29 protein-coding genes are annotated in these 25,244 nt (G+C 72.7%); 24 read left to right on the top strand and 5 right to left on the bottom strand.

The genetic code is table 11. The features are described 5' to 3' along the window. Positions 1 to 92: 92 nt before the first annotated feature. The 3 genes from ACWC94_RS13040 (at position 93) to ACWC94_RS13030 (ending at position 2,662) form a co-directional block, all read left to right on the top strand. The gene (locus tag ACWC94_RS13040; protein WP_450796585.1) at positions 93 to 1,106 is read left to right on the top strand and encodes an ABC transporter ATP-binding protein; all 1,014 of its coding nucleotides are present in this window, start codon (positions 93 to 95) and stop codon (positions 1,104 to 1,106) included. A 64-nt stretch (positions 1,107 to 1,170) separates the two neighbouring features. Next, complete coding sequence (locus ACWC94_RS13035; protein WP_450796584.1) at positions 1,171 to 1,992, top strand: ABC transporter permease; 822 nt, start codon at positions 1,171 to 1,173, stop codon at positions 1,990 to 1,992. A gap of 34 nt (positions 1,993 to 2,026) precedes the next feature. Next, complete coding sequence (locus tag ACWC94_RS13030) at positions 2,027 to 2,662, top strand: AAA family ATPase (protein ID WP_450796583.1); 636 nt, start codon at positions 2,027 to 2,029, stop codon at positions 2,660 to 2,662. Positions 2,663 to 3,040: 378 nt separating this feature from the next. Here the strand turns inward: ACWC94_RS13030 and ybaK are convergent, their stop codons facing one another. The 4 genes from ybaK to ACWC94_RS13010 all read right to left on the bottom strand — a co-directional run bounded on the left by ybaK (position 3,041) and on the right by ACWC94_RS13010 (position 7,145). Further along, the gene (ybaK, locus tag ACWC94_RS13025; RefSeq protein ID WP_450796582.1) at positions 3,041 to 3,544 is read right to left on the bottom strand and encodes a Cys-tRNA(Pro) deacylase; all 504 of its coding nucleotides are present in this window, start codon (positions 3,542 to 3,544) and stop codon (positions 3,041 to 3,043) included. 17 nt (positions 3,545 to 3,561) lie between these two features. Then, on the bottom strand, positions 3,562 to 4,302 hold the full coding sequence (locus ACWC94_RS13020) for an LON peptidase substrate-binding domain-containing protein (protein WP_450796581.1): 741 nt from the start codon (positions 4,300 to 4,302) through the stop codon (positions 3,562 to 3,564). A gap of 11 nt (positions 4,303 to 4,313) precedes the next feature. Further along, a complete protein-coding gene (locus ACWC94_RS13015) occupies positions 4,314 to 5,399 on the bottom strand; it encodes a hypothetical protein (protein ID WP_450796580.1) in 1,086 nt (361 codons plus the stop codon). A gap of 168 nt (positions 5,400 to 5,567) precedes the next feature. Further along, entirely contained in the window at positions 5,568 to 7,145 is a 1,578-nt protein-coding gene (locus ACWC94_RS13010) for an oxidoreductase (protein ID WP_450796579.1), read from the bottom strand. A gap of 163 nt (positions 7,146 to 7,308) precedes the next feature. Between ACWC94_RS13010 and hisD the strand changes: the two genes are divergently transcribed. From hisD to ACWC94_RS12960, 10 genes are all read left to right on the top strand, one after another. After that, positions 7,309 to 8,634 (top strand): histidinol dehydrogenase, encoded by a 1,326-nt coding sequence (hisD, locus tag ACWC94_RS13005; protein WP_450796578.1) that lies wholly within the window; start codon positions 7,309 to 7,311, stop codon positions 8,632 to 8,634. Further along, entirely contained in the window at positions 8,631 to 9,743 is a 1,113-nt protein-coding gene (locus ACWC94_RS13000) for a histidinol-phosphate transaminase (RefSeq protein ID WP_450796577.1), read from the top strand. The genes hisD and ACWC94_RS13000 overlap by 4 nt, the downstream gene beginning before the upstream one ends. Next, positions 9,740 to 10,333 (top strand): imidazoleglycerol-phosphate dehydratase HisB, encoded by a 594-nt coding sequence (gene hisB, locus ACWC94_RS12995; protein ID WP_356147650.1) that lies wholly within the window; start codon positions 9,740 to 9,742, stop codon positions 10,331 to 10,333. Before ACWC94_RS13000 ends, hisB begins: the two co-directional genes overlap by 4 nt. 4 nt (positions 10,334 to 10,337) lie before the next feature. Beyond that, complete coding sequence (locus ACWC94_RS12990) at positions 10,338 to 10,502, top strand: hypothetical protein (RefSeq protein WP_189303816.1); 165 nt, start codon at positions 10,338 to 10,340, stop codon at positions 10,500 to 10,502. Next, the gene (hisH, locus tag ACWC94_RS12985; protein WP_450796576.1) at positions 10,499 to 11,143 is read left to right on the top strand and encodes an imidazole glycerol phosphate synthase subunit HisH; all 645 of its coding nucleotides are present in this window, start codon (positions 10,499 to 10,501) and stop codon (positions 11,141 to 11,143) included. Before ACWC94_RS12990 ends, hisH begins: the two co-directional genes overlap by 4 nt. Before the next feature lie 3 nt (positions 11,144 to 11,146). Beyond that, positions 11,147 to 11,872 carry a bifunctional 1-(5-phosphoribosyl)-5-((5-phosphoribosylamino)methylideneamino)imidazole-4-carboxamide isomerase/phosphoribosylanthranilate isomerase PriA gene (gene priA / locus ACWC94_RS12980; RefSeq protein ID WP_363213572.1) on the top strand — a complete coding sequence of 242 codons (726 nt, stop codon included), beginning with the start codon at positions 11,147 to 11,149 and terminating at the stop codon, positions 11,870 to 11,872. Beyond that, positions 11,869 to 12,258 carry a RidA family protein gene (locus ACWC94_RS12975; RefSeq protein ID WP_450796575.1) on the top strand — a complete coding sequence of 130 codons (390 nt, stop codon included), beginning with the start codon at positions 11,869 to 11,871 and terminating at the stop codon, positions 12,256 to 12,258. The genes priA and ACWC94_RS12975 overlap by 4 nt, the downstream gene beginning before the upstream one ends. 25 nt (positions 12,259 to 12,283) lie before the next feature. Beyond that, positions 12,284 to 13,039 carry an imidazole glycerol phosphate synthase subunit HisF gene (gene hisF, locus ACWC94_RS12970; RefSeq protein ID WP_450796574.1) on the top strand — a complete coding sequence of 252 codons (756 nt, stop codon included), beginning with the start codon at positions 12,284 to 12,286 and terminating at the stop codon, positions 13,037 to 13,039. Between the two features lie 122 nt (positions 13,040 to 13,161). Further along, positions 13,162 to 13,749, top strand: coding sequence for an ArsR/SmtB family transcription factor (locus ACWC94_RS12965; protein ID WP_450796573.1), 588 nt, complete (start codon positions 13,162 to 13,164; stop codon positions 13,747 to 13,749). Positions 13,750 to 13,764: 15 nt separating this feature from the next. Next, positions 13,765 to 15,279, top strand: a complete 1,515-nt coding sequence (locus tag ACWC94_RS12960) for an MFS transporter (protein ID WP_450796572.1) — start codon at positions 13,765 to 13,767, stop codon at positions 15,277 to 15,279. A 97-nt stretch (positions 15,280 to 15,376) separates the two neighbouring features. Here ACWC94_RS12960 and ACWC94_RS12955 read toward each other — a convergent pair whose 3' ends face one another. Further along, a complete protein-coding gene (locus ACWC94_RS12955; RefSeq protein ID WP_450796571.1) occupies positions 15,377 to 16,012 on the bottom strand; it encodes a TIGR03085 family metal-binding protein in 636 nt (211 codons plus the stop codon). A gap of 82 nt (positions 16,013 to 16,094) precedes the next feature. Between ACWC94_RS12955 and hisI the strand changes: the two genes are divergently transcribed. The 11 genes from hisI to lgt all read left to right on the top strand — a co-directional run bounded on the left by hisI (position 16,095) and on the right by lgt (position 25,192). Further along, entirely contained in the window at positions 16,095 to 16,508 is a 414-nt protein-coding gene (gene hisI, locus ACWC94_RS12950) for a phosphoribosyl-AMP cyclohydrolase (RefSeq protein ID WP_450796570.1), read from the top strand. Between the two features lie 11 nt (positions 16,509 to 16,519). Beyond that, positions 16,520 to 17,998: an anthranilate synthase component I gene (locus tag ACWC94_RS12945; protein ID WP_450796569.1), complete on the top strand. Its 1,479-nt coding sequence runs from the start codon at positions 16,520 to 16,522 to the stop codon at positions 17,996 to 17,998. A 242-nt stretch (positions 17,999 to 18,240) separates the two neighbouring features. After that, positions 18,241 to 18,882, top strand: a complete 642-nt coding sequence (locus tag ACWC94_RS12940) for a TIGR02234 family membrane protein (RefSeq protein WP_450796568.1) — start codon at positions 18,241 to 18,243, stop codon at positions 18,880 to 18,882. Between the two features lie 170 nt (positions 18,883 to 19,052). Beyond that, a complete protein-coding gene (locus ACWC94_RS12935; protein ID WP_450796567.1) occupies positions 19,053 to 19,313 on the top strand; it encodes an HGxxPAAW family protein in 261 nt (86 codons plus the stop codon). A gap of 111 nt (positions 19,314 to 19,424) precedes the next feature. Beyond that, a complete protein-coding gene (locus tag ACWC94_RS12930) occupies positions 19,425 to 19,877 on the top strand; it encodes a DUF2752 domain-containing protein (protein WP_450796566.1) in 453 nt (150 codons plus the stop codon). A 135-nt stretch (positions 19,878 to 20,012) separates the two neighbouring features. Next, complete coding sequence (gene trpC / locus ACWC94_RS12925) at positions 20,013 to 20,822, top strand: indole-3-glycerol phosphate synthase TrpC (RefSeq protein WP_450796565.1); 810 nt, start codon at positions 20,013 to 20,015, stop codon at positions 20,820 to 20,822. Positions 20,823 to 20,844: 22 nt separating this feature from the next. Further along, the gene (trpM, locus tag ACWC94_RS12920; RefSeq protein ID WP_450796564.1) at positions 20,845 to 21,033 is read left to right on the top strand and encodes a tryptophan biosynthesis modulator TrpM; all 189 of its coding nucleotides are present in this window, start codon (positions 20,845 to 20,847) and stop codon (positions 21,031 to 21,033) included. A 116-nt stretch (positions 21,034 to 21,149) separates the two neighbouring features. Beyond that, entirely contained in the window at positions 21,150 to 22,433 is a 1,284-nt protein-coding gene (gene trpB, locus ACWC94_RS12915; protein ID WP_450796563.1) for a tryptophan synthase subunit beta, read from the top strand. Further along, complete coding sequence (gene trpA, locus ACWC94_RS12910) at positions 22,430 to 23,248, top strand: tryptophan synthase subunit alpha (RefSeq protein WP_450796562.1); 819 nt, start codon at positions 22,430 to 22,432, stop codon at positions 23,246 to 23,248. Before trpB ends, trpA begins: the two co-directional genes overlap by 4 nt. Positions 23,249 to 23,344: 96 nt before the next feature. Beyond that, positions 23,345 to 24,118: a DsbA family protein gene (locus ACWC94_RS12905; protein ID WP_450796561.1), complete on the top strand. Its 774-nt coding sequence runs from the start codon at positions 23,345 to 23,347 to the stop codon at positions 24,116 to 24,118. Between the two features lie 102 nt (positions 24,119 to 24,220). Next, positions 24,221 to 25,192, top strand: a complete 972-nt coding sequence (lgt, locus tag ACWC94_RS12900) for a prolipoprotein diacylglyceryl transferase (protein ID WP_450796560.1) — start codon at positions 24,221 to 24,223, stop codon at positions 25,190 to 25,192. Positions 25,193 to 25,244: the final 52 nt, after the last annotated feature.

The following is a 25,244-nucleotide window of genomic DNA, read 5'->3' as shown; positions in this document are numbered from 1 at the left end:
TCCCGGGCGGCGATCACGGACGACCGGCAAGGCCGCCCGGGAAGCGGCCCCAAAGGCGAGTAAAGGGTTTCGACCCCGTACCCTCGTCCCTTGTGAGTACGCGCGCGGCACAGGCACTTCGGCATGACGAGGTCGTACGCGTGCGCGGGCTCCACAAGACCTATCCGGCTGTGAAGGGACGGCGCGGTGCGCCGGGGACCCCCGCGGTGCGGGCCACCGACGGGGTCGAACTGGACGTGCGGCGCGGCGAGGTGTTCGGGCTGCTCGGGCCGAACGGCGCCGGCAAGTCCACGCTCGTGCGGCAGCTCACCGGGCTGCTCCGGCCGGACACCGGCGGCATCGAGATCCTCGGGCACGACATCGTCAGGCACCCGGAGCGCGCCGCGCGCATCCTCGCCTACCTGGGCCAGGAGTCGTCGGCGCTGGACGAGCTGACCGTCTCCCTCGCCGCCGAGACCACCGGACGCCTGCGCGGCCTGGACGTACGCCGGGCGCGTGCCGAGCGGGACGCCGTCCTGGAGGAGCTGGGGCTCACACCGATCGCCGGGCGGGCGCTGAAGAAGCTGTCCGGCGGGCAGCGGCGGCTCGCCTGCCTCGCCGCCGCCCTGGTCGGCGAGCGGCCGCTGCTCGTGCTGGACGAGCCGACCACCGGCATGGACCCGGTGGCCCGGCGCGCGGTCTGGGCGGCCGTGGACCGGCGGCGCGCCGAGCGCGGTACGACCGTCCTGCTGGTCACCCACAACGTCATCGAGGCCGAGACGGTGCTCGACCGGGTCGCCGTCGTCGACCAGGGCCGCGTCATCGCCTGCGACACCCCGGCCGGGCTGAAGGAACAGGTCGCCGGCGAGGTGCGGGTCGAGCTGGTGTGGCGGGAGCGGGCACCGCTGGAGGTGCCCGAGGTGGCCGTGCTGCGCGAGCGGGCGGTGGAGTCCGGCCGGCGCTGGACGCTCCGGCTCGCGCCCGAGGACGCCCGCGCCGCCGTCGCCACCGTGACCGGCGGGGCCGCCTTCGCCGCCCTGGACGACTTCACGCTCGCCACGCCCAGCCTGGAGGACGTCTACCTGGCGCTGGGCGGCGCGGCACGGCAGGGGCTGGTGAAGGCGTGAGCGCGGCGGGCGTGCCATGCGTATGGGTCTGTGCGACTGCCGTAGGGAAGAGGAGCAGCTCGTCGTGAGTGTCGTACCCGTCGAGGTTCTGCCGGGCGGCGGCCGGGACGTGCCGGAGGCGGCGCCGGGCGCGGCCGAGCTGGGGCCGCCCGCGCGGCTGTGGCCGTCGCTGGTGGCCGTCTACCGGGCGCAGCTGTCCCGGGCCCGGGTGGCACGGATCCCGCTGCTGTTCGTGGCCACCTTCCAGTCCGTCGGCATCGCCGTGATGATGCGCGGTGTCGTCGACAGCGGCAGTGAGGCCCAGTCGGTGGTGGCGGGGTCGTCGGTGCTGGTCGTCGCGTATGTGGCGCTGAATCTTCTGTCCCAGTACTTCGGGCAGCTGCGGGCGAGCGGCGGGCTCGATCACTACGCCACGCTGCCCGTGCCGCCGGCCGCGGTGGTGCTGGGCGCGGCGGCGGCGTACGCCTCCTTCACGGTGCCGGGGACGCTGGTGACGGCCGTCTTCGGGTGCGTGCTGTTCGGCCTTCCGCTGTCCAACCTGTGGATCCTGCTGGCCGTGATCCCGCTGGCCGGGGCCGCGCTGTCCGGGCTCGGCGCGGCCTGCGGGCTGCTCGCGCCGCGCCCCGAGCTGGCCACGCTGCTCGGGCAGCTGGGCATGTCGGCGGCGTTGCTGCTGGGGGTGCTGCCGGCCGACCGGATGCCGGAGGCCATCCGGCTGGCGCGGGATCTGCTGCCGTCGACCTACGGCGTGGAGGCGTACGCACGGACTTTCGGGGCCCACCCGGACTGGGCCGTCGTCCTGGTCGACCTGGGGGTGTGCGCGGGGGTCGGAGTGGTCTCGCTGGCCGTCGCGACCCGGGCGTACCGCAGGGCGGCCGTCCGGTGACGCGGCGCACAGCGTCACCTGGCACGATGGCAGGGTGACCGCACCGTTGACTCCGCCACCGCACGACAACACCCCGCACCAGGTCCGGCAGGCGCCGCCGCCTGCCGGGGCGCCGGGCGAGGAAAGGTACGAACAGGACGGCCCCGGGATGAAGACCGAAGTGCGGGACGCCGCCGTGATCACGCTGGCCGTGGCCTTGGGCGGGGTGCTGCTGGGGCTGCTGTGGTGGTGGCTGGCGCCGCATGTGCCGCTGGTCGGCGACCGGGTCGGGGGCGGCTGGGTGGTCTACCTCAAGGACAGCGAGGGCGAGCAGGCGATCGGGGTGGACGGCACGTTCACCCTGCTGGGGCTGGGCTTCGGGGTCGTCAGCGCCGCGGCCGTCTTTCTGCTGCGGCGGCGTGGGGGTGTGCCGATAGTGGTGGCCCTGGGCCTGGGCGCGCTGCTCGGTTCGTTGCTGGCGTGGCGGCTGGGGGCGTGGCTGGGTCCCCAGACCGATGTGCTCGCGCACGCGAAGGCCGTGGGGAAGGGGGTCACCTTCTCGGCGCCGTTGAAGTTGGGGGCGAAGGGTGCGCTGCTGGCGTGGCCGTTGGGCGCGCTGTTGGTCCACCTCGGGCTGACGGCGCTGTTCGGTCCCCGGGACCCTGAGGAGACGTACCCGCAGGAACCGTAGCCAGGGGGTTCCGCCCCCTGGGCCCCCGTCTGCCCACCCGCCCACCGGAACCTGTCGGCCGAGAGGGCACCGGCACCGACCAGACCGCCCCCCTGCCGGCCGCCGGCTCGGCCTTCCGCCCCGCCGCCCGGTCATCTCGCCCCCGCGGCCCCGCGTGACCCGGTCGACCGGCGGATCGCCCGACCGGTGAGGCGGCGTTCGGCAAGCAGCCGGGCCCGTGGGTCAGCCGCGCCCGACCCGGTCCGCCGACAGGTTGCCCGAGTCGGTCCGCCGACAGGTTGCCCGACGCGGTCCGTCGGCTGGTTGCCCGAGTCGGTCCGCCGGCTGGTTGCCCTATCCCGGTGAGGCGGCGTTCGGCCAGTAGTCGGGCGCAGTGCGTCAGCCGCGCCCGATCGGTGCCAGGACCGCGTCCGTCAGCTTCGCCAGGTTCGCCGGGGAGACCTCCACTTCGAGGCCCCGGCGACCGGCCGACACGCAGATCGTCTCGTGGGCCTTCGCCGAGTCGTCCAGGACCGTCGGGAGCTTCTTGCGCTGGCCGAGGGGTGAGATGCCGCCGCGCACGTATCCCGTGGTCCGCTCGGCCAGCGTCGGGTCGGCCATCGTCGCCCGCTTGCCGCCCACCGCCGCCGCCAGGGCCTTCAGGTCGAGGGAGCCGGACACCGGGACCACCGCCACCGTCAGGGCGCCGTCGACGTCCGCCACCAGGGTCTTGAAGACGCGGTCGGGGGACACACCCATGGCCTCGGCCGCCTCCTCGCCGTAGGAGGGGTGGGACGGGTCGTGGTCGTAGGAGTGGACCGTGAAGTCCATGCCGGCCGACGTCAGGGCGACCGTCGCGGGGGTGCCCCCGGACTGCTGCTGTTTCTTCGGCTTCTTCGCCATCGGTGCGTGCTGGTCTCTCAGTTCAGGCTGGTCGGCGCCCGCGTCAGCTCGAACGCGGGCAGTGACGGCAGGCTACGGATGATGGCCGTCTCCGCGCGAAGGAGTTTCAGCTCGTCCCGGAGCCGGGACGCGGTGTCGGGAGCCTGGAGCAGCCGCTGCTTGGTCGGCGTGTCGTGCACCATCGCCGCCGCCACCAGGTAGGACACCACCGACGGGTCGTCGGGCAGGTCCGCGCCCGTGGACAGCGAGCGCTCGCGGGCGCCCGCCAGCCTCTTCTGGTACTGGCGGAAGGAGCGCAGCACCCCCTCGGCCAGCGCGCCCGCCTCGTCGCCCGGCTCCTCCGGCAGCTCCTCCAGCTCGGCCGTCAGGAACGGCCCCGACGCGTCGACCGAGAGCAGCCGCACCCGGCTCGTACCCGTCGCCAGCACCTCGAACGTGCCGTCGGCCCGCTCCCGGACGGTCGCCGCGTCCGCCACACAGCCCACCCCGTGGAAGGCCTTGAGCGGGTCCGGGCCGAAGCCCGCGGCCGGCCCGCGGTCGGGCTGTGCCGTGGGATCCGGCATGCCGGGGGCGCTCGGCGCCACCTCGTGGCCGTCGCGGATGGCCACGACGGCGAACCGGCGTGGCTCGTCCTCCGGGGCCTTGAGCAGCTCGCGCATCATGGCGCGATAGCGCTCCTCGAAGACGTTCAGCGGCAGCACGAGCCCCGGGAACAGCACGGTGTTCAGCGGGAAGAGCGGGAGACGGACGGTGGTCACGGCGCCCCAGCCTAGTGGTCACCGGCGCGGTCGTGTCCGCCGCGCTCACCGAGCGGGGCCGGCGGCCAGGTCATCAGCCCCGCGGGGACGGGCCGGGGCCCCGGCGTCAGCAGGTGCTCGCGCAGCCGGAGGAAGTGGCCGAGCGGGTCGTCGGAGAAGCGCTCCCAGGGGAAGGACGTGGCGTACGGGCCGATCAGGCTCAGCTGGGCGCGGGCCTCCTCCCAGCGGTCCAGGCGCATCAGGACGTACAGGAGCTTGTTGCGGATCTCGGCGGGCCACGGGTCGGCCGCCGGGAAGCGGGCGGACAGCGCGAGCGCCCGGTCGGCCGCGGCGTCCAGCCGGGGGCGCGGGACCTCGGAGCCGCAGCCGTCGGTCAGGTAGCCGAAGGCGGCCCGGGCCGGCAGGGCCTGGACGAGCGCGTCGGCCGGGGCGTCCTGCGCGGCCTGGTCGGCGAAGTCGAGGCACTCGCGGTGCGAGGCCCGGGGGGTGTGCGGGGTGTCCCCCCACCGGACGCAGCAGGAGGCGGCCAGGTAGCGCAGGGCGGCCACATGGCAGCCGTAGTGGTGCGGGGCGCGCCGGACGGCCGCCTCCCACAGTTCCTCGAAGTACCGGTGGCCGGCCCGCGAGCCGCGCGCGTGGTCCAGCGCGATCCGCCAGGGCACCGGGTCGCGGTCGTCGGCGCGGGCGGCGGCGGTGATCAGCGGGCTCGCCTCGCGCAGCAGCTCGGCGCGGGCCGGCGAGGGCCAGACGCGGTCCACCGCCAGCTGCGCCTGGACCACCAGCAGGCCGGGATCCTCCGGTGCGGTCGCGCGCCAGGCCTCGAACCACTCGCAGCGCGATCCGGCGAAGGCGGCCAGGCGCCGTACGTACCGGTCGTGGTTCTCCCAGGCGGCGGCGGCGCGGGTGGCGGCGAGCAGGCGGGCCGCGGCGTCGTACTCGCCCCGGCCGGCCGCGACCAGGGCGGGCGAGAGCCGGTCGTCGGGCGCGTCGAGCACGGCCTCGTCGCCGGACGGCGGACGGACGGCCGGTCGTGCGGAGCGTTTGGTCATCCGGGTGGGGCGGATGAACGAAGGCAGCAGAGCCATGGTGCCGACCATTGAAAGTCCGCAGGTCGGCGGCGCGCCATAGGGTTGGCCGAAGTCGCGGAAAGTTGTACGGTCCGAGGTCAAGGGCCGGTAAAGGGTGACTGTTCAACTTTTGTTCGGGTCAGTGCACCCGGGGTCGCCCCCGGCTCAAGCCCTGTTCGCCCCCGGCTCAAGCCCGGGTCAGCCCCGTCTCAGCAGCCGGGTCGCCCCCGCCGCCACCGTCGTCGCCAGGATCCAGCCGAGCAGGATCATCACGGCCGCCAGCCACTGCCAGGCGCCGCGCAGCTGCCACTGGCCGGCCTGGCCGAGGTCGATCACCGGCAGCAGCAGGTCCAGCGTGAACAGGGCCGGGCTCCAGTACGGGTGGCCGTCGTGGTTCATCGGCGGATGGTCCGCGTGCGCGAACGCCAGCGTGCCCGCCGCCCACAGCACCGCCATCCACACGGCGGCCCGGCCCGGCCGATAGCCGTAGGCGACCGTCAGGTCCTGCACGTATCCCCAGATCTTGGCGGCCGGCGGCAGCGTCTCGCGGCGCCGGCGCTGCTTGGCGAGCAGTACCTCCCGGGCGTCCTCGTCCTCCCCGGCCGCCCGCAGCACGGCGGCCAGCCGCTCGTACGGCTCCGGGTTGTACTCGGCGGTGGCCGCCGCCACCCAGCCCAGCCGCCGGGTCAGCGGGAACGGGCCCCGCGGGACCAGGTTCTCGTACGTGAACCCGCCCATGTGCAGACTGCCCGGGCCCGGCCAGCTGGCCGCGCGGTCCACCAGGTTGACGATCCGCGCACCCGACAGCAGCACCTGGCCGCACTGCGGGGCGTCCCCGAGGAAACGCAGCTCCGGCGTCTGCACCCGGCGCATCGACAGCACCTGGTCGTCGGTGAGGACGAACCGCGCCCGCTCCAGGTCGACGGCGTCCCCGAACCGCCCGTCGTCCAGCCGCAGCCCGCCCCGGCACTCGAACGGCTGGATCCGGGTCCCGCGGGCGGGTGTCGTGCCGCTCAGCAGCGGGCTGCCCACGCCGGCCGGGGTCAGGTACAGGGTGCGCTCGACGGTCAGCTGGGGGGCGTTCAGGGCGTAGCGCGCGTACGGGTTGTCGAGTTTCGCGCCGCGCAGGCTGAGCGAGACACCGACCTGCGCGGCGCGCAGGCTCAGCTCGCCGTGCGACTCCAGCAGCTCCGCCTGCAGATCCTGGCCGACCGTCAGCCCGTCGGCCGCGATCGACCGCCCGCTGCGGTCGCGGTGCACGACCGCCTGGTTGAGCAGCAGATCGGTGCCGATGTGCGCGTCCGTCAGCCGCACGCCGTTCTGGAATCGGCAGCGCGGCAGATGCAGATCGCCCTCGGTGTGCACCCGGGCCGCCTCCAGGCGCGGTGCCGCGCAGTCCACCATGCGCAGGGTCGTGAACCGGGCCTCCGGCAGCAGGACCTCCTCGTCGAAGCGGCAACCGCGCAGTTCGACGTACGGCTGTACCGTGCCGCCCGAGAGGTCCAGGGTGCCCGTGATCCGCACGCCGGTCAGCTTCAGCGAGGACACCCGGCCCGCGAGCGCGGGCGGACCGTCGAGCAGCAGCCAGGCCACGATCCGCGCCCGCACCGCGCGCTCCGGGCCCCAGGGGTGCCCGCCGTGCGGGTCGTCCACGACGGCGTCCCCGCTGCTCAGGTCGTACACAGTGCCGTTGCGGAAGGCCTGCCACATGCCCGCCTCGGCCGCGGTCAGCTCGTCCGGCAGGTCTCCGGCGAGGAAGCCGGCCCCCTCGGTCACCTTTGTCCTCTCCTGGTCCCGTACTTTCGTACAGCCGTTCATGCCCGTTCCGTGACGCCCGGAACACTAGACGTGAAGGTGATCTTCCGAGTTCGGCCACGTTCTGTATCAGCCATTGATACGCGCCAACGGCTCGCGACACCGGTCTGAGAGAATTGGGACTGTGATTTCCCGAATCGATCTGCGCGGCGACGCCCTTCCCGAGGGCCCCGCCCTGCGCGACCTGCTGCCCCGAGCCGACTTCGACGTTCAGGCCGCCCTGGAGAAGGTGCGCCCGATCTGCGAGGCCGTGCATCATCGTGGCGACGCGGCGCTGATCGACTTCGCCGAGAAGTTCGACGGAGTACGGCTGGAATCCGTCCGTGTCCCGGCCCAGGCGCTCACCGACGCGCTCGAGGCCCTCGACCCGGCCGTGCGCGCCGCGCTGGAGGAGTCCATCCGCCGCGCCCGGCTGGTCCACCGCGAGCAGCGCCGCGGCACGCACACCACTCAGGTCGTGCCCGGCGGCTCCGTCACCGAGAAGTGGGTGCCGGTCGAGCGCGTCGGGCTGTACGCGCCGGGCGGCCGGTCCGTCTACCCCTCGTCCGTGATCATGAACGCCGTACCGGCGCAGGAGGCCGGCGTCGCGTCCATCGCGCTCGCCTCCCCGCCCCAGGCCGAGTTCGGGGGGCTGCCGCACCCGACGATCCTCGCCGCGTGCGCCCTGCTCGGCGTGGACGAGGTCTACGCGGCCGGCGGCGCCACCGCCGTCGCGATGTTCGCCTACGGCACCGAGTCCTGCCCGCCCGCCAACATGGTCACCGGCCCCGGCAACATCTGGGTCGCCGCCGCCAAGCGCTTCTTCACCGGGAAGATCGGCATCGACGCGGAGGCCGGCCCCACCGAGATCGCCGTCCTCGCCGACGCCACCGCCGACCCGGTGCACGTGGCCTCGGACCTCATCAGCCAGGCCGAACACGACCCGCTCGCCGCGGCCGTGCTGGTCACCGACTCCGTCGAGCTGGCGGAGGCGGTGGAGAAGGAGCTGGAGCCGCAGGTCGCGGCCACCAAGCACGTCGAGGACCGGATCGTGCCCGCGCTGAAGGGCCGGCAGTCCGCGATCGTGCTGGTCGACGGCGTCGAGGAGGGCCTGCGGGTCGTCGACGCGTACGGTGCCGAGCACCTGGAGATCCAGACCGCCGACGCCGCCGCGGTGGCCGACCGGGTGAAGAACGCGGGCGCGATCTTCATCGGCCCCTGGGCCCCGGTCTCGCTCGGCGACTACGCGGCCGGGTCCAACCACGTCCTGCCCACCGGCGGCTGCGCCTGCCACTCCTCGGGCCTGTCCGTGCAGTCCTTCCTGCGCGGCATCCACATCGTCGACTACACGAAGGACGCGCTGGCCGAGGTCGCGCACCACGTGGTGACGCTGGCGGAGGCGGAGGACCTGCCCGCGCACGGCGCGGCGGTCAAGGCGAGGTTCGGCTGGAAGGTACCCGAGAGCAAGTGAGCGACGTGAGGATCGACGATCTTCCCGTACGGGACGAGCTGCGAGGCAAGTCCCCTTACGGCGCGCCCCAGTTGGACGTCCCCGTACGGCTGAACACCAACGAGAACCCCTACCCGCTGCCCGAGCCGCTGGTCGAGCGGATCGCGGAGCGGGTGCGGGAGTCCGCCCGCCACCTGAACCGCTACCCCGACCGGGACGCGGTCCAGCTGCGCACGGAGCTGGCCGCGTACCTGACGAAGACCGGCAGGTACCCGCTCGGCATCGAGAACGTGTGGGCCGCCAACGGCTCCAACGAGGTCATCCAGCAGCTGCTGCAGACCTTCGGCGGGCCGGGCCGTACGGCGATCGGCTTCGAGCCGTCGTACTCGATGCACGCGCTCATCGCCCGCGGCACGGGCACGGGCTGGATCTCCGGCCCGCGCAACGAGGACTTCACGATCGACCTCGCCGCCGCCGAGCGGGCGATCGCCGAGCACAAGCCGGACGTCGTCTTCATCACCACCCCCAACAACCCCACCGGCAACGCGGTCCCGCCGGACACCGTCCTGGCGCTGTACGAGGCCGCCCAGGCGGCCAAGCCGTCGATGGTGATCGTGGACGAGGCGTACATCGAGTTCAGTCACGGCCACTCGCTGCTGCCGCTGCTGGCAGGCCGCCCCCACCTGGTCGTCTCCCGGACCATGTCCAAGGCGTTCGGCGCGGCGGGCCTCCGCCTCGGCTACCTCGCCGCCGACCCCGCGGTCGTGGACGCCGTCCAGCTCGTCCGGCTGCCGTACCACCTGTCGGCGATCACCCAGGCGACCGCGCTGGCCGCGCTGGAGCACACCGACACGCTGCTGGGCTATGTCGAGCAGCTGAAGTCGGAGCGGGACCGGCTGGTCGCCGAGCTGCGCGCGACCGGCTACGAGGTCATCGAGTCCGACGCGAACTTCGTGCAGTTCGGCCGGTTCGCGAGCGCCCACGAGGCCTGGCAGAAGATCCTCGACCGGGGCGTCCTGGTCCGGGACAACGGCGTACCGGGGTGGCTGCGGGTGTCCGCCGGCACCCCGGAGGAGAACGACGCGTTCCTCGACGCGGTCCGTGAGATGAAGAAGGAGCAGGGTTCATGAGCCGCGTAGGACGCGTGGAGCGCACGACCAAGGAGACCTCGGTCCTCGTCGAGATAGACCTCGACGGCACCGGCCGCACCGACATCGCCACCGGCGTCGGCTTCTACGACCACATGCTCGACCAGCTCGGCCGGCACGGTCTGTTCGACCTCACCGTGAAGACCGACGGCGACCTGCACATCGACTCCCACCACACCATCGAGGACACCGCCCTCGCGCTCGGCGCCGCCTTCAGGCAGGCGCTCGGCGACAAGGTGGGCATCTACCGCTTCGGCAACTGCACGGTCCCGCTGGACGAGTCCCTCGCCCAGGTGACGGTCGACCTGTCCGGCCGCCCCTACCTCGTGCACACCGAGCCCGAGAACATGGCGCCGATGATCGGCGAGTACGACACCACGATGACCCGGCACATCCTGGAGTCCTTCGTGGCCCAGGCGCAGATCGCGCTGCACGTGCACGTGCCCTACGGGCGCAACGCGCACCACATCGTGGAGTGCCAGTTCAAGGCCCTGGCCCGGGCGCTGCGGTACGCCTCCGAGCGCGACCCGCGCGCGGCCGGCATCCTCCCCTCCACGAAGGGCGCGCTGTAACCCCATGAACGGTCTTTCGACCCTGCTGATCGTCGTCGGTCTGTTCCTGGTCGGCGGCATCATCTCCTTCGTCAAGCAGAAGATGCCCACGAGCCTCATCGTGCTGCTCTCCATCGGCGCGGGCCTGTGCCTCGTCGCGGGCGTCATGCGGCTGGAGGTGTGGAATTGAGCGCTGCTACGAAAAAGGTCGTCGTCTTCGACTACGGCTTCGGCAACGTCCGCTCCGCCGAGCGTGCCCTCGCGCGCGTGGGCGCCGAGGTCGAGATAACGCGTGACTTCGACAAGGCCATGAACGCCGACGGCCTGCTGGTGCCGGGCGTCGGTGCGTTCGCCGCCTGCATGCGGGGCCTGCGTGCCGCCCGCGGTGACTGGGTCGTGGACCGTCGGCTGTCCGGCGGGCGGCCCGTGATGGGCATCTGCGTCGGTATGCAGATCCTGTTCGCGCGCGGCATCGAGCACGGCGTTCAGGCCGAGGGCCTGGACGAGTGGCCCGGCACGGTCGAGCCGCTCCAGGCCGAGGTCGTGCCCCACATGGGCTGGAACACCGTCGAGGCCCCGGCCGGCTCGGAGCTGTTCGCCGGCCTGGACGCAGACGCCCGCTTCTACTTCGTGCACTCCTACGCCGTCCACGACTGGTCCCTGGAGAGCCACAACCCGTTGATCGCCGCCCCCAAGGTCACCTGGTCGACGCACGGCAAGCCCTTCGTGGCCGCCGTGGAGAACGGCGCCCTGTGGGCCACCCAGTTCCACCCCGAGAAGTCCGGCGACGCCGGTGCCCAGCTCCTCACCAACTGGATCGGAACCCTGTAGACCATGGCCAAGCTCGAACTCCTCCCCGCGGTCGACGTCCGTGACGGCCAGGCCGTCCGCCTCGTGCACGGCGAGTCCGGCACCGAGACCTCCTACGGCTCCCCGCTGGAGGCCGCCCTCGCCTGGCAGCGTTCCGGCGCCGAGTGGCTGCACCTGGTCGACCTGGACGCCGCGTTCGGCACGGGGGACAACCGGGAGCTGATCGCCGAGGTCGCCAGGGCGATGGACATCAAGGTGGAGCTGTCCGGCGGCATCCGCGACGACGCCTCCCTGGCCGCCGCCCTGGCCACCGGCTGCACGCGCGTGAACCTGGGCACGGCGGCGCTGGAGACCCCGGAGTGGGTGGCCAAGGTCATCGCCGAGCACGGCGACAAGATCGCGGTCGGCCTGGACGTGCGGGGCACCACCCTACGCGGCCGCGGCTGGACCCGCGACGGCGGCGACCTCTACGAGACGCTGGAGCGCCTCGACAAGGAGGGCTGCGCCCGCTACGTCGTCACCGACATCGCCAAGGACGGCACGCTGCAGGGCCCCAACCTGGAGCTGCTGAAGAACGTGTGCGCGGCGACGGACCGCCCGGTCGTGGCCTCGGGCGGCGTGTCGTCCCTGGACGACCTGCGCGCCATCGCCGAGCTGGTACCCCTCGGTGTCGAGGGCTCCATCGTCGGGAAGGCCCTTTACGCGAAGGCGTTCACCCTGGAAGAGGCCTTGGAGGCTGTGTCGTCATGAGTGATGCCGTGCGGCGCGTGCAGAGCGGAAGCCCCTGGGAAGAGAGTTTCGGTTTCGCACGTGCCGCGGCGGCGGGCGACCGTGTGCTGGTGGCGGGCACGACGTCCTTCCGGGGCGATGTGCTGTACGGCGAGGGCGATCCGTACGAACAGGCCAAGGTGGCCTTCACCGGCGCCATCGAGGCGATCGGCGAGTTCGGACTCGGCATCGACTCCGTCATCCGTACGCGGATGTACCTGACCCATGTGCGGGACGTGGACGCCGTCGGCCGGGCGCACAAGGAGATCTTCGACTCCGTACGCCCGGTGTCGACCCTGCTGGTCGTCGAGGGCTTCGTCGACCCGCGCATCCTGGTCGAAGTGGAACTAGAGGCCTTCAGAGGCTGAGGGCCTTGTAAGGAGCTGTGACCTCATGACCCTGGCGGTCCGAGTCATCCCCTGCCTGGACGTGGACAACGGCCGGGTCGTCAAGGGCGTCAACTTCCAGAACCTGCGCGACGCGGGCGACCCCGTCGAGATGGCGAAGGTGTACGACGCCGAGGGCGCCGACGAGCTGACGTTCCTGGACATCACCGCGTCCTCGGGCAACCGGGAGACGACGTACGACGTGGTGCGCCGCACCGCCGAGCAGGTGTTCATCCCGCTGACGGTCGGCGGCGGCGTCCGCACGGCCGAGGACGTGGACAAGCTGCTGCGGGCGGGCGCCGACAAGGTGGGTGTGAACACCGCCGCGATCGCCCGTCCCGACCTGATCCGCGAGATCGCCGAACGCTTCGGCCGGCAGGTGCTCGTGCTGTCGGTGGACGCCCGCCGCACCGGGTCGGGCTCCTTCGAGGTGACGACCCACGGCGGCCGGCGCGGCACCGGCATCGACGCGGTGGAGTGGGCACACCGGGCGGCCGAGCTGGGCGCGGGCGAGATCCTGCTGAACTCGATGGACGCGGACGGCACCAAGGACGGCTACGACCTGGAGATGATCGCGGCCGTCCGCAAGCACGTGACCGTCCCGGTGATCGCGTCCGGCGGTGCCGGCGCACTGGCCCACTTCCCGCCGGCCGTCCGGGCGGGCGCGGACGCGGTCCTGGCCGCGTCGGTCTTCCACTTCGGCGACCTGAGGATCGGCGAGGTGAAGCAGACGCTGCGGGAGGCCGGGCACCCGGTGCGGTGACGCTGCGCTGAGCGTCGGCCCCGGTCGCCTCGGGCGGCCGGGGCCTTCTTGCGCGCAGATACGAAAGAGAAGTTGCGCAAAACTTGTTGTGCAACTTTTCTTTCGTATCTACAGTCGTGGGCATGGCAAGCAAGGAGAACCAGCGGATCACCGACATCGGGACGCTCAAGGCCCTCGCGCACCCCCTGCGCATGAAGCTCTACCGGCTGCTGTTCATCGCCGAGGCGGCCACCGCGTCCCAGCTCGCCGAACAGGTCGACGAGGCCGTCTCCCTGGTCAGCTACCACCTGCGCAAGCTCGCCGAGCACGGACTCGTGGAAGAGGCCGAGCCGCGCAGCGCGGACGCCCGCGAGCGCTGGTGGCAGCCGTCCTCCGAAGGGGTCTCCATCCGCGACCAGGACTTCCAGGACGCCCCCGAGAAGGTGGCCGCCCATCTGGCGGCCTCGCGGATGTTCCTGGAACAGCGCGCGGAGATGTACCGGAGGTACCTGGACGAGCGCGCCCACTGGGGCCCGGAGTGGAACGGGGCGGCCCACGACTCCGAGTCGCTGCTCAGACTGACCGCCGAGGAACTGGCCGGGCTGAAGAAGGACCTGCACGACCTGCTCCAGCGCTACGACGAGCAGGGGCGCGCCCGTGAGGCCGCCGGCGACACCCGAGGGCGCGAGCACGTCGCGCTGCACGTGTACGGCTTCCCGTTCCGCGTCTGAGAGGACCCTCCGCCCGTGACCGCCACGCTCATACCGCCGACGGCCGCACCGCAGGCACACCGCGACCCCGACGTCCGGCGCTGGCTCGCCGCCTACACCTCCTCGATGCTGGGCGACAACGTCTACTACCTCGCCCTGTCCTGGGCCGCCGTGCGGGCCGGGACGCCGGCACAGGCCGGACTGGTGATGTCGGCCAGTGCGCTGCCCAGAGCCGTGCTGATGCTGGGCGGGGGAGTCGTCGCCGACCGGTTCGGGCCGCGGCGGGTCGTCATCGGCAGCGACGCGGTGCGCTGCGCCGCCGTCCTCGCCGTGGCGGCCCTGCTGGCCCTCGCCCGCCCCGGCCTGTGGCCGCTCGCCCTGCTGGCGCTTGTCTTCGGCACCGTCGACGCCGTGTTCGTGCCCGCCGTCGGCGCTCTCCCGGCCCGCCTCACCGAGAAGGACCAGCTCACCCGGGTCCAGGGCCTGCGCGGCCTGGCCGTCCGTTTCTCCAGCGTCGTCGGTGCCCCGCTCGGCGGCCTCGGCGTGGCCCTGGGCGGCGCGGCCGCGGCCTTCGCCCTCGCCGGTCTGCTCATCGCCGTCTCCGTACCCCTGCTGCTGTCGCTACGGATACGGGACGTACCGAAGAGCGGGACCCTCGGGGAGACGGAGGTGACCGGCGCTGACGCGTCCGGGGCGGCGGGGGTCGCGTGCGGTGATGCACCTGCGGCGCCGGGGACGGCGGGGGGCGATACGCCTGCGGCGTCGGGGACGGGGTGGGGCGATATGCCTGCGGCGCCGGGGGTGGCCGGGGGCGCGTGCGGTGAGGCATCTGCGGTGTCGGGGGTGGTCCGGGGTGGCGTGTCCGGGGCGGCGGGGGGCGCGTTGGGCGATGCACCTGTCGCGCCCGAGGCCGTCCGGGAGGACGCGTCCGGTGTGACCGGCACGATGTGGAGCGACCTCCGTGACGGTCTGCGGTACATCCGCCGCCACCGCGTCCTCGCCCCGCTGATGCTGGTCATCGCCCTCGGCGACCTGGGGTTCGTCGGCCCGCTGAACGTCGGCCTGACCCTGCTCGCCGACCATCGCGGCTGGGGCGCCTCCGGCATGGGCTGGGTGCTGGCCGGGTTCGGGACCGGCGCGGGAGCCGCCTCGCTGCTGCTGACGGTCCGCGGACGGCTGCCACGCGCCGGACTGGTCACCGGATGCGCGTGTGCCGCGGGCTCCGTGGCCGTCGGCGCCCTCGCCTTCGTACCGACCCTGGCCGCGGCCGTCGCCACGGCCCTGCTCGTCGGCCTGCTCACCGGGCTCAGCGGCGCCCTGTGCGGGGCCCTGCTGCAGACCCGGTCCGACCCCGCCTGCCTGGGCCGCGTCACCGCCGTCTCCAGCCTGATCAGCCTCGGCCTCACCCCGCTGAGCATGCCCGTCGCCGCCGCCGCGATCGGCGCCTGGGGGCTCGGACCGGTCTACGTGGTCAGCGCCGCCGTCTGCGGCCTCGGCGGGCTCGTCGCCCTGGTCGTACCGGCCCTGCGCCGCGCGGAACTTCCCGGCTGACTGCGGTCCACTCCTCCGCATGAGCCCGCTGAGCCGACTGAGCCGGTTGCCGCAGGCCGTGCGTCCCGAAGTCCCGGCGGCCGTCCGACCGTCCGGATCACAGGCCCAGCTGCTTGGACTCGTGCAGCTTGGAGATCGCGTCCGCCTCGCCGTCCACCTGCACCTTCGCCGCGTTCTGCCGGCCGAAGGCGAACATCAGCAGCTCCGACGGCTCTCCGGTCACCGTCACCACCGGAGCACCCCGGTGCGCCACCGCCGTCTGCCCGTCCGGACGGCGCAGCACCAGCCCCGTCGGCACCCCGCGGGCCACCAGCCGGGCGGTGCGCTCCAGCCGGGACCACAGGGCGTCCTGGAAGACCGGGTCCAGCTCGCGCGGGCTCCAGTCCGGCTGGGCGCGGCGGACGTCCTCGGTGTGGACGTAGAACTCGACGATGTTGGCCGCCTCGTCGACCTGCTTGAGCTGGAACGGCGAGAAGCGCGGCGGGCCGGTACGGATCAGCTGGATCAGTTCCTCGTACGGCTTCGCGGTGTACTCGGCCATCACCTTCTCCAGGCGCGGTGCGAGTTGCTTGATCAGCGCGCCCCCGGCCGCGTCCGGACGGCGCTCGCGCACGATCACATGCGCGGCCAGGTCCCGCGTACGCCAGTCCTCGCAGAGGGTCTCGGCGTCCGGACCGACGGTCTCCAAGAGGTCGGCGAGCAGCAGCCGTTCACGCTTGGCAAAGGTCGACATGCAGTCAGCCTACGACTCCGCCGAAGGTCCGCCCAATGGACACAGCCGGTCACTGTCGGTGCCGCGCGGCACAATGGCACGCATGACCAGTACGACCGGCACGCCCCGGCCCAGCAGCCTCGACCCGGAGATCGCCGCCCGCCTCAAGCGCAGCTCCGACGGTCTCCTGCCCGCCATCGCCCAGCAGTACGACACCGGCGAGGTGCTCATGCTCGGCTGGATGGACGACGAGGCGCTGCACCGCACGCTGACCACCGGCCGCTGCACCTACTGGTCCCGCAGCCGCCAGGAGTACTGGGTCAAGGGCGACACCTCGGGCCACGTCCAGTGGGTGAAGTCGGTCGCGCTGGACTGCGACGCCGACACCGTGCTGGTCAAGGTCGACCAGCTGGGCGCGGCCTGCCACACCGGTGCGCGCACCTGCTTCGACGAGGACGTGCTCCTCGAGGACCCCGGCACCGACGCCCGTTCCGCCGCTCCGGCATCCGATCAGTAAGGTCAGCCGTCATGGACCTCGAGACCTTCCGCAAGCTCGCCACCGACCGGCGCGTCATCCCCGTCACGCGCAAGCTCCTCGCCGACGGCGACACCCCGGTCGCGCTCTACCGCAAGCTCGCCGCGGAGCGCCCCGGCACCTTCCTGCTGGAGTCCGCGGAGAACGGCCGCTCCTGGTCCCGCTACTCCTTCGTGGGAGTCCGCAGCGCCGCCACGCTGACCGTGCGCGACGGACAGGCCCACTGGCTCGGCACCCCGCCGGTCGGCGTCCCCGTCGAGGGTGACCCGCTGGCCGCCCTGCGGGCGACGATCCAGGCCCTGCACACCCCCCACCAGGAGGGCCTGCCGCCCTTCACCGGCGGCATGGTCGGCTACCTGGGCTACGACATCGTCCGCCGCCTGGAGAAGATCGGCCCCGGCGAGCGCGACGACCTGAGGCTGCCCGAGCTGACCATGCTCCTGACCAGCGACCTCGCGGTCATGGACCACTGGGAGGGCTCGGTCCTGCTGATCGCCAACGCGATCAACCACAACGACCTCGACACCGGGGTGGACGAGGCCTACGCCGACGCGGTGGCCCGCCTCGACGCCATGGAGGCCGACCTCACGCGCGCGGTCGCCCAGCCGCCCGCCGTCCTGCCGCCCTCCGAGCTGCCCGAGTACACCGCGCTCTGGGGCGGCCCGGACTTCCAGGTGGCCGTCGAGGACATCAAGGAGCGCATCCGCGCGGGCGAGGCCTTCCAGGTCGTGCCGTCGCAGCGCTTCGAAACCCCGTGCACGGCGAGCGCCCTGGACGTCTACCGCGTCCTGCGGGCCACGAACCCCTCGCCGTACATGTACCTGTTCCGCTTCGACGGGTTCGACGTCGTCGGCTCGTCCCCCGAAGCCCTGGTGAAGGTCGAGGACGGGCGGGCGATGGTCCACCCCATCGCCGGCACCCGCCCCCGCGGGACCACGCCGCAGGAGGACCAGGCCCTCGCCGACGAGCTGCTCGCCGACCCGAAGGAGCGGGCCGAGCACCTGATGCTCGTCGACCTCGGCCGCAACGACCTCGGCCGGGTCTGCGAACCCGGCTCGGTCGAGGTGGTGGACTTCATGTCCATCGAGCGCTACTCGCACGTGATGCACATCGTGTCCACCGTCACCGGCCAGGTCGCCGAGGGCCGTACGGCCTTCGACGTGCTCACCGCCTGCTTCCCGGCGGGCACCCTCTCCGGCGCGCCCAAGCCCCGCGCGATGCAGATCATCGACGAACTGGAGCCGTCCCGGCGCGGCCTGTACGGCGGCTGTGTCGGCTACCTGGACTTCGCCGGCGACTCCGACACGGCGATCGCCATCCGTACGGCCCTCCTGAGGGACGGCACGGCCTACGTCCAGGCCGGAGCCGGCATCGTCGCCGACTCCGACCCGGTGGCCGAGGACCAGGAGTGCCGCAACAAGGCGGCGGCGGTCCTCCGCGCGGTGCACACGGCCAACAGGCTCGATTCGTAGGCGGGTTCAGCCGGTGCACGCGGCAGTGCCGTTCGGGACGCCGAGCCCGCACGGCGCCGCCGCGGCTGCCGTCGGATCCGCTGCTGCCGCCGACGACCGTCCAGCCGGTGGCCGAGCGGTGGCTGCCGGGGGACCGGTGGCGCGGCCACGGGGTGACGGGCCGGACGCGAACGCGGCGTCACAGCCGGTGGCGTCCGCTGTTGTGAGCCCCGGTGTCCCGGTTCGCGGCCGTTGACGCGATAGTGGAGTACATGACTGCTGCTGTACCTCACCCCCGCCCGGAAGCGGCCCGACCCACCCGGTCCGGCCGGCGGAGCCTCGCCCTCGCCCTCCTGTGCGGTGCGCTCGGCGCGGCCGTGGCGCTGCTCGCAACCCGGCAGCGCTGGGCGGAGGGCACCGCGACGGTGGCCGGCGGCGCGTTCCCGCTCACCGCCAAGGGCAGCGACGTCACGGGCGTCCCCGCGGCCCTCGCCATAGTGGGCCTCGCCGCGCTCGTCGCCGTCTTCGCCGTCCGCAGGGCCGGCCGGCTCGTCGTCGCCGGGCTGCTCGCGCTGTCCGGAGCCGGCATCGCCACCGCCGCCCTCGTCGCCGCCTCCGACAGCTCCGCGCTGGACGAGAAGGCCGCCCAGGCCAGCGGGGACACCTCCGCCGGCGTCGCCGCGCTCAGCCACACCGGCTGGCCGTACGTCGCGGCCGTCGGCGGCGCGCTGATCCTGCTCGCCGGCCTGCTCGCGCTGCGCTACGGCAGCCTGTGGCCCGCCATGTCCGGCCGCTACGAGCGCGGCACCGACCGCCCGCGCCGCGAGGGCCGGCCGGTCGACCCGGAGCGGCCCGAGGAGATCTGGAAGGCCCTGGACCGGGGCGAGGACCCGACGGGATCCTGAACCCCGCCGCGGGTGTGGCGAAACAGACGCCACCCCCGCGTCCGCCACCCGCGCGCGTACGGGACAATGGACGGCGAGCGTCCGGCTCGGACAGTGACGGGCGGGCTCGGAGCGGTACGACACGTACGACGCTCCCCTGGGACACGTACACAGCAACGAGGAGCACAGACATGGCGGGCAGCAGCCACGGCCACGGTCACACCCCGGCCGCCTGGACCGGTGTCATCATTTCCTTCATCGGTTTCTGCGTCGCGGGCGCCTTCATGGTGATGGCCAACACCGTCGGCTTCTGGGCCGGCATGGTGCTCATCCTCGGCGGCGCTGTGGTCGGCGGCATCATGAAGGCCATGGGCCTCGGCGCGGACCCGAAGCCCCTCAAGATGACCGGGGGCTCCCTGGCGACCCCCGAGCCGGCCGGCGCGGAGAGCTGAGCGCACCCACCGCTTCCACGAGGGGCGGCCCGCATCCGGAGAGGATGCGGGCCGCCCCTCGCGGTGTGCGGCCCCCGCGCACGGTGCCCGCCCGCGGGGGACAATGGTCGCGTGAACGCCGACAGCCCCCCGGTCCCGCAGGCCGTCCCCCACGACGCCGTCGCGGACCCGCCGTGGCGGCGCCTGGCCGTCCCGGCCGGGCTCCTCACCGCCGTCACCGGAGCCTTCGCATACGTCGGTGCCGTCGATCCGAACGAACCCGGTCACTACCCCGTCTGCCCGCTGTACCGGCTCACCGGCCTGTACTGCCCCGGCTGCGGCGGCCTGCGCGGCGCGCACGCCTTCGTCCACGGTGACCTCCTCGCCGCCCTGCGCGACAACGCGCTGGGTGTCGCCGCCTACCTGGGCTTCGCCGTGCTGTGGACCGTGTGGGTGATCCGCGCGGTGCGGGGGCGGCCGATGCGCGTGGACCTGGGACCGGTGCACCTGTGGACCGCCGGTGCGGTGGTCCTGCTGTTCACGGTCGTCCGGAACCTGCCGTCGGGAGGCTGGCTGCATCCCTGATCAACCGGGCGGACGTCCAGCTGGTGGGACCGGCGTCCACCGGATGCGAGGGCTCCGCGCCGCTGCGGATACCATCGCAGTGACCACAAGTTTTCAAAATCTGAAGGAACCACCGTCTGAAAGGGGGCCGCTCGCGTGAGTGTGCTCGACGAGATCATCGACGGAGTCCGTGCCGACCTGGCGGAGCGGCAGGCACGCGTCAGCCTCGACGAGCTCAAGGAGCGCGCGGCCAAGGCTCCCGCCGCCAAGGACGGGGTGGCCGCGCTCAAGGGCGACGGCGTGAAGGTGATCTGCGAGGTCAAGCGCTCCAGCCCCTCCAAGGGCGCGCTGGCCGCGATCGCCGACCCTGCCGGGCTGGCCGCGGACTACGAGGCGGGCGGTGCGGCCGTCATCTCCGTCCTCACCGAACAGCGCCGCTTCGGCGGTTCGCTGGCCGACCTCGAGGCCGTCCGCGCGCGCGTGGACGTCCCGCTGCTCCGCAAGGACTTCATCGTCACCTCGTACCAGCTGTGGGAGGCCCGGGCGTACGGCGCCGACCTCGCGCTGCTGATCGTGGCCGCCCTGGACCAGCCGGCCCTGGAGTCGCTGATCGAGCGCGCGGTCTCCATCGGCCTCACCCCCCTCGTCGAGGTCCACGACGAGGACGAGGTCGAGCGGGCCGTGGACGCGGGCGCCAGGATCATCGGCGTCAACGCGCGCAACCTGAAGACGCTGGAGGTCGACCGCGGCACGTTCGAGCGGGTCGCGCCGGAGATCCCGGACCACATCGTCAAGGTCGCCGAGTCCGGTGTCCGTGGCCCGCACGACCTGATCGCCTACGCCAACGCCGGTGCCGACGCGGTCCTGGTCGGCGAGTCCCTGGTCACCGGCCGTGACCCGAAGACCGCCGTCTCCGACCTGGTCGCCGCGGGCGAACACCCCGCTCTGCGGCACGGGCGGGGCTGATCGCCGGTAGGCTGTGTTTCCGATGACTCTCACCGTGACGACCGTGGACCGGTACGCCCGCCTGGCGCGCGGCTGCCGCCCGAGGGGCTGCCGTGCTCCGGCCCGGCGCGTTCATGGTCGCAGGGTGCGTTACGTCATCGGCGATGAGCCGGGGCAAGTCAATGGCATGCGATGGCAGCAGCCGACCCGAGGGGCGCGGGGTTCTCTTTGACGTGCGGCTACGGCCGCGCGGGCGCGAACAGCCACGACAGGCCCGCAGCCGGCTGACAACCCCGACGCCCCACGGCGAATAGTGTCTTTTCACACGCACTCACCGTGAGGTTCGGCATGCCCAGCAACTTCTTCTACCCCGACCCGGAGGGTCAAGTCCCCAGCTCCGAAGGCTACTTCGGGGTGTTCGGCGGCAAGTTCATCCCCGAGGCCCTCGTCGCCGCCGTCGACGAGGTCGCCGTCGAGTACGACAAGGCCAAGCAGGACCCCGAGTTCGCCCGCGAGCTCGACGACCTGCTCGTCAACTACACGGGGCGCCCGTCGGCGCTGACCGAGGTGCCCCGTTTCGCCGCGCAGGCGGGTGGCGCCCGTGTGTTCCTCAAGCGCGAGGACCTCAACCACACCGGCTCCCACAAGATCAACAACGTGCTCGGCCAGGCCCTGCTCACCAAGCGGATGGGCAAGACCCGGGTCATCGCCGAGACCGGCGCCGGCCAGCACGGCGTCGCCACGGCCACCGCCTGTGCCCTCTTCGGCCTCGACTGCACCATCTACATGGGCGAGGTCGACACCCAGCGCCAGGCCCTGAACGTGGCCCGCATGCGCATGCTCGGCGCCGAGGTCGTCGCCGTGAAGTCCGGCAGCCGCACCCTGAAGGACGCGATCAACGAGGCGTTCCGCGACTGGGTCGCCAATGTGGACCACACGCACTACCTGTTCGGGACCGTCGCCGGACCGCACCCCTTCCCGGCCATGGTCCGCGACTTCCACCGGGTCATCGGTGTCGAGGCCCGCCGCCAGCTGCTGGAGCGCGCCGGGCGCCTCCCGGACGCCGCCATCGCCTGCGTCGGCGGCGGCTCCAACGCCATCGGACTCTTCCACGCCTTCATCCCCGACGAGGGCGTCCGCCTGATCGGCTGCGAGCCGGCCGGACACGGCATCGAGACGGGAGAGCACGCGGCCACCCTGACCGCGGGCGAGCCCGGCATCCTGCACGGCTCCCGGTCCTACGTGCTGCAGGACGACGAGGGCCAGATCACCGAGCCGTACTCGATCTCGGCGGGCCTGGACTACCCGGGCATCGGACCGGAGCACTCCTACCTGAAGGACTCCGGCCGCGGCGAGTACCGCGCGATCACCGACGACGCGGCCATGCAGGCCCTGCGCCTGCTGTCCCGCACCGAGGGGATCATCCCGGCCATCGAGAGCGCCCACGCCCTGGCCGGCGCCCTGGAGGTCGGCAGGGAGCTGGGCGAGGACGGCCTGATCATCGTCAACCTCTCCGGTCGCGGCGACAAGGACATGGACACCGCCGCCCGCTACTTCGGCCTGTACGACACCGACGCCGAGGTGGCCGCCGACCAAGCCGACACCGCCGAGATCGAGGGGGACGCCAAGTGAGCGGAAACGTCCAGCTGCTGTCCGACACCCTCGCCGCCGCCAAGGCCGAGGGCCGGTCCGCGCTCATCGCCTACCTGCCGGCCGGGTTCCCGACCGTGGACGGCGGCATCGAGGCGATCAAGGCCGTCTTCGAGGGCGGGGCGGATGTCGTGGAGGTGGGTCTGCCGCACAGCGACCCCGTCCTCGACGGCCCGGTCATCCAGACCGCCGACGACATCGCCCTGCGGGGCGGCGTCAGGATCGCCGACGTCATGCGGACGGTCCGCGAGGCGCACGCGGCGACCGGCAAGCCCGTGCTCGTCATGACGTACTGGAACCCCATCGACCGCTACGGCGTCGAGCGGTTCACCGCCGAGCTGGCCGAGGCGGGCGGCGCGGGCTGCATCCTGCCCGACCTGCCGGTGCAGGAGTCGGCCCTGTGGCGGGAGCACGCCGAGAAGCACGGCCTCGCGACCGTCTTCGTCGTGGCGCCGAGCAGCAAGGACGAGCGGCTCGCCCGGATCACCGCGGCGGGCAGCGGCTTCGTCTACGCGGCCTCGCTGATGGGTGTCACCGGCACCCGCGAATCCGTCGGCGCGCAGGCCCACAACCTGGTGGAGCGCACCCGCGCCACCGGCACCGACCTGCCCGTCTGCGTCGGACTCGGCGTCTCCAACGCCGCCCAGGCCGCCGAGGTCGCGGGCTTCGCCGACGGTGTGATCGTCGGCTCCGCGTTCGTGAAGCGGATGCTGGACGCCCCCGACCACGCCTCGGGTCTCGCGGCGGTCCGCGAGCTGGCCGGGGAGCTGGCGAAGGGCGTGCGCGGACGGGCGTGACCGCCGGTCGTTTTCCTATCAGAACATTCGGTCACTCGAACGAGTGGACCTGGGACCGGGGAGGCGCGCTGCGCCTCCCCGGTTCGTTCTGGGGGTGTGAGTGAGAAGAACCGTGACGGAAAGCGCACCGCCCGGGAGCGGCTGGCGGTCGAGCGCGAGAAGCAGAGGGCCGCGGACAAGCGGCGGCGCACGCTCATCGTGGGCGCGAGCATCGTCTGCGTCCTGGGCCTCGCGGCGGTGATCGGCGTGCTCGCCGCGAACGCCGGCAAGGAGAAGGGCCAGAAGGCGGGCCCGGTCGTGGCGCCCTCGGGCGCGCAGGGCAAGGACAGCCTCGCGATCCCGGTCGGCAAGGACGGCGCCAAGTCCACGCTCACCGTCTGGGAGGACCTCCGCTGCCCGGCCTGCCAGGCTTTCGAGATCGCCTACCGCCCGACGCTCCACCAACTGGTCGACTCCGGCAAGCTCAGAATCGACTACCACCTGGTCCGGCTGATCGACGGCAACCTCGGCGGCACCGGCTCCCTGCGCGCGGCCAACGCCGCGGCCTGCGCCCAGGACACCGGAAGGTTCCGCGACTACCACGACGTGCTGTACGCGAACCAGCCCAAGGAGACCGACGACGCGTTCGCCGACAACGGCAAGCTGATCGAGCTGGCCGGAAAGGTCGGCGGTCTGAACACCCCGGCCTTCCAGAAGTGCGTCAAGGGCGGCACCCACGACAGCTGGGTGAACAAGTCCCAGAAGGCCTTCCAGGGCGGCGGCTTCACCGGCACGCCCACGGTCCTGCTCGGCGGGAAGAACATCTACCAGGACCAGACCATGACCCCGGCCAAGCTCAAGCAGATGGTGGAGGCGGCCGACCGCGGGTAAGGACGGCCCCGGACCCGTCCGTTTTTCTCACGCCCCCGTTATGGACCCGTAGCCGGGCTGCTTGCCGTCCCCACGGCCCGGCACGGTAGCGTCGGACCTGCCATGGAACTTTCCTACATTCCCAGCCCGTCGCGCGGGGTGCTCTACCTCGGCCCCATCCCGCTGCGCGGCTACGCCTTCTGCATCATCATCGGCGTCTTCGTGGCCGTCTGGCTCGGCAACAAGCGCTGGATCGCCCGCGGCGGACGGGCCGGTACCGTCGCCGACATCGCGGTCTGGGCGGTGCCGTTCGGCCTGGTCGGCGGCCGGCTGTACCACGTGATCACGGACTACGAGCTGTACTTCAGCGACGGCCGTGACTGGGTGGACGCCTTCAAGGTGTGGGAGGGCGGCCTGGGCATCTGGGGCGCGATCGCGCTCGGCGCGCTCGGCGCGTGGATCGGCGCGCGGCGCCGGGGCATCCCGATGCCGGCGTACGCCGACGCCGTCGCGCCCGGCATCGCCTTCGCACAGGCCATCGGCCGCTGGGGCAACTGGTTCAACCAGGAGCTGTACGGCCACGAGACCCACGTTCCCTGGGCACTGCACATCACCTCCTCCGAGGGCGGCCGGGTGCCGGGCTACTACCACCCGACGTTCCTCTACGAGTCCCTGTGGTGCATCGGCGTGGGTCTGCTGGTCCTCTGGGCCGACCGCCGCTTCACGCTGGGCCACGGCCGCGCGTTCGCCCTGTACGTCGCCGCGTACTGCGCGGGGCGCGGCTGGATCGAGTACATGCGCGTCGACGACGCCCACCACATCCTGGGCGTCCGCCTCAACGTCTGGACCGCGCTGATCGTGTTCCTGCTCGCGGTGACGTACCTCGTCGTGTCGTCGAAGAAGCGGCCGGGCAGGGAAGCCGTGGTGGAGCCCGAGGCCGTCGCCGAGGTGGCCGGTGACGCGCCGGATGCGGCTGCCGAGGCCGAGGACAAGACCGAGGACAAGACCGAGCCGGATGCCGCTGCCGAGGACAGGGCCGAGCCCGCCGACGCGGAGACGAAGGACGAGGCCGAGTCGGCGACGAAGAAGAGCTGACGGCTGGTCGTACGACGCCGAGGGCGCCCGGGGTCTCCCGGGCGCCCTCGGC

Source organism: Streptomyces sp. NPDC001135 (assembly GCF_053598395.1).
Note: the sequence above shows the minus strand (reverse complement) of the source record. Positions and strands in the feature narration are given on the sequence as shown.

Bases quoted from the DNA above. Each gene is read 5' to 3' on its own strand.
- ACWC94_RS12935 (WP_450796567.1), top strand. From the start codon at position 19,053: ATGGCGGGCAGCAGCCACGGCCACGGTCACACCCCGGCCGCCTGGACC.
- ACWC94_RS12975 (WP_450796575.1), top strand. From the start codon at position 11,869: ATGAGTGATGCCGTGCGGCGCGTGCAGAGCGGAAGCCCCTGGGAAGAG.
- ACWC94_RS13015 (WP_450796580.1), bottom strand. From the start codon at position 5,399: ATGGTCGGCACCATGGCTCTGCTGCCTTCGTTCATCCGCCCCACCCGG.
- ybaK (WP_450796582.1), bottom strand. From the start codon at position 3,544: ATGGCGAAGAAGCCGAAGAAACAGCAGCAGTCCGGGGGCACCCCCGCG.
- hisB (WP_356147650.1), top strand. From the start codon at position 9,740: ATGAGCCGCGTAGGACGCGTGGAGCGCACGACCAAGGAGACCTCGGTC.
- ACWC94_RS12955 (WP_450796571.1), bottom strand. From the start codon at position 16,012: ATGTCGACCTTTGCCAAGCGTGAACGGCTGCTGCTCGCCGACCTCTTG.
- ACWC94_RS12945 (WP_450796569.1), top strand. From the start codon at position 16,520: ATGGACCTCGAGACCTTCCGCAAGCTCGCCACCGACCGGCGCGTCATC.
- trpM (WP_450796564.1), top strand. From the start codon at position 20,845: ATGACTCTCACCGTGACGACCGTGGACCGGTACGCCCGCCTGGCGCGC.
- ACWC94_RS12965 (WP_450796573.1), top strand. From the start codon at position 13,162: ATGGCAAGCAAGGAGAACCAGCGGATCACCGACATCGGGACGCTCAAG.
- ACWC94_RS12990 (WP_189303816.1), top strand. From the start codon at position 10,338: ATGAACGGTCTTTCGACCCTGCTGATCGTCGTCGGTCTGTTCCTGGTC.
- hisI (WP_450796570.1), top strand. From the start codon at position 16,095: ATGACCAGTACGACCGGCACGCCCCGGCCCAGCAGCCTCGACCCGGAG.
- priA (WP_363213572.1), top strand. From the start codon at position 11,147: ATGGCCAAGCTCGAACTCCTCCCCGCGGTCGACGTCCGTGACGGCCAG.
- trpB (WP_450796563.1), top strand. From the start codon at position 21,150: ATGCCCAGCAACTTCTTCTACCCCGACCCGGAGGGTCAAGTCCCCAGC.
- lgt (WP_450796560.1), top strand. From the start codon at position 24,221: ATGGAACTTTCCTACATTCCCAGCCCGTCGCGCGGGGTGCTCTACCTC.
- hisF (WP_450796574.1), top strand. From the start codon at position 12,284: ATGACCCTGGCGGTCCGAGTCATCCCCTGCCTGGACGTGGACAACGGC.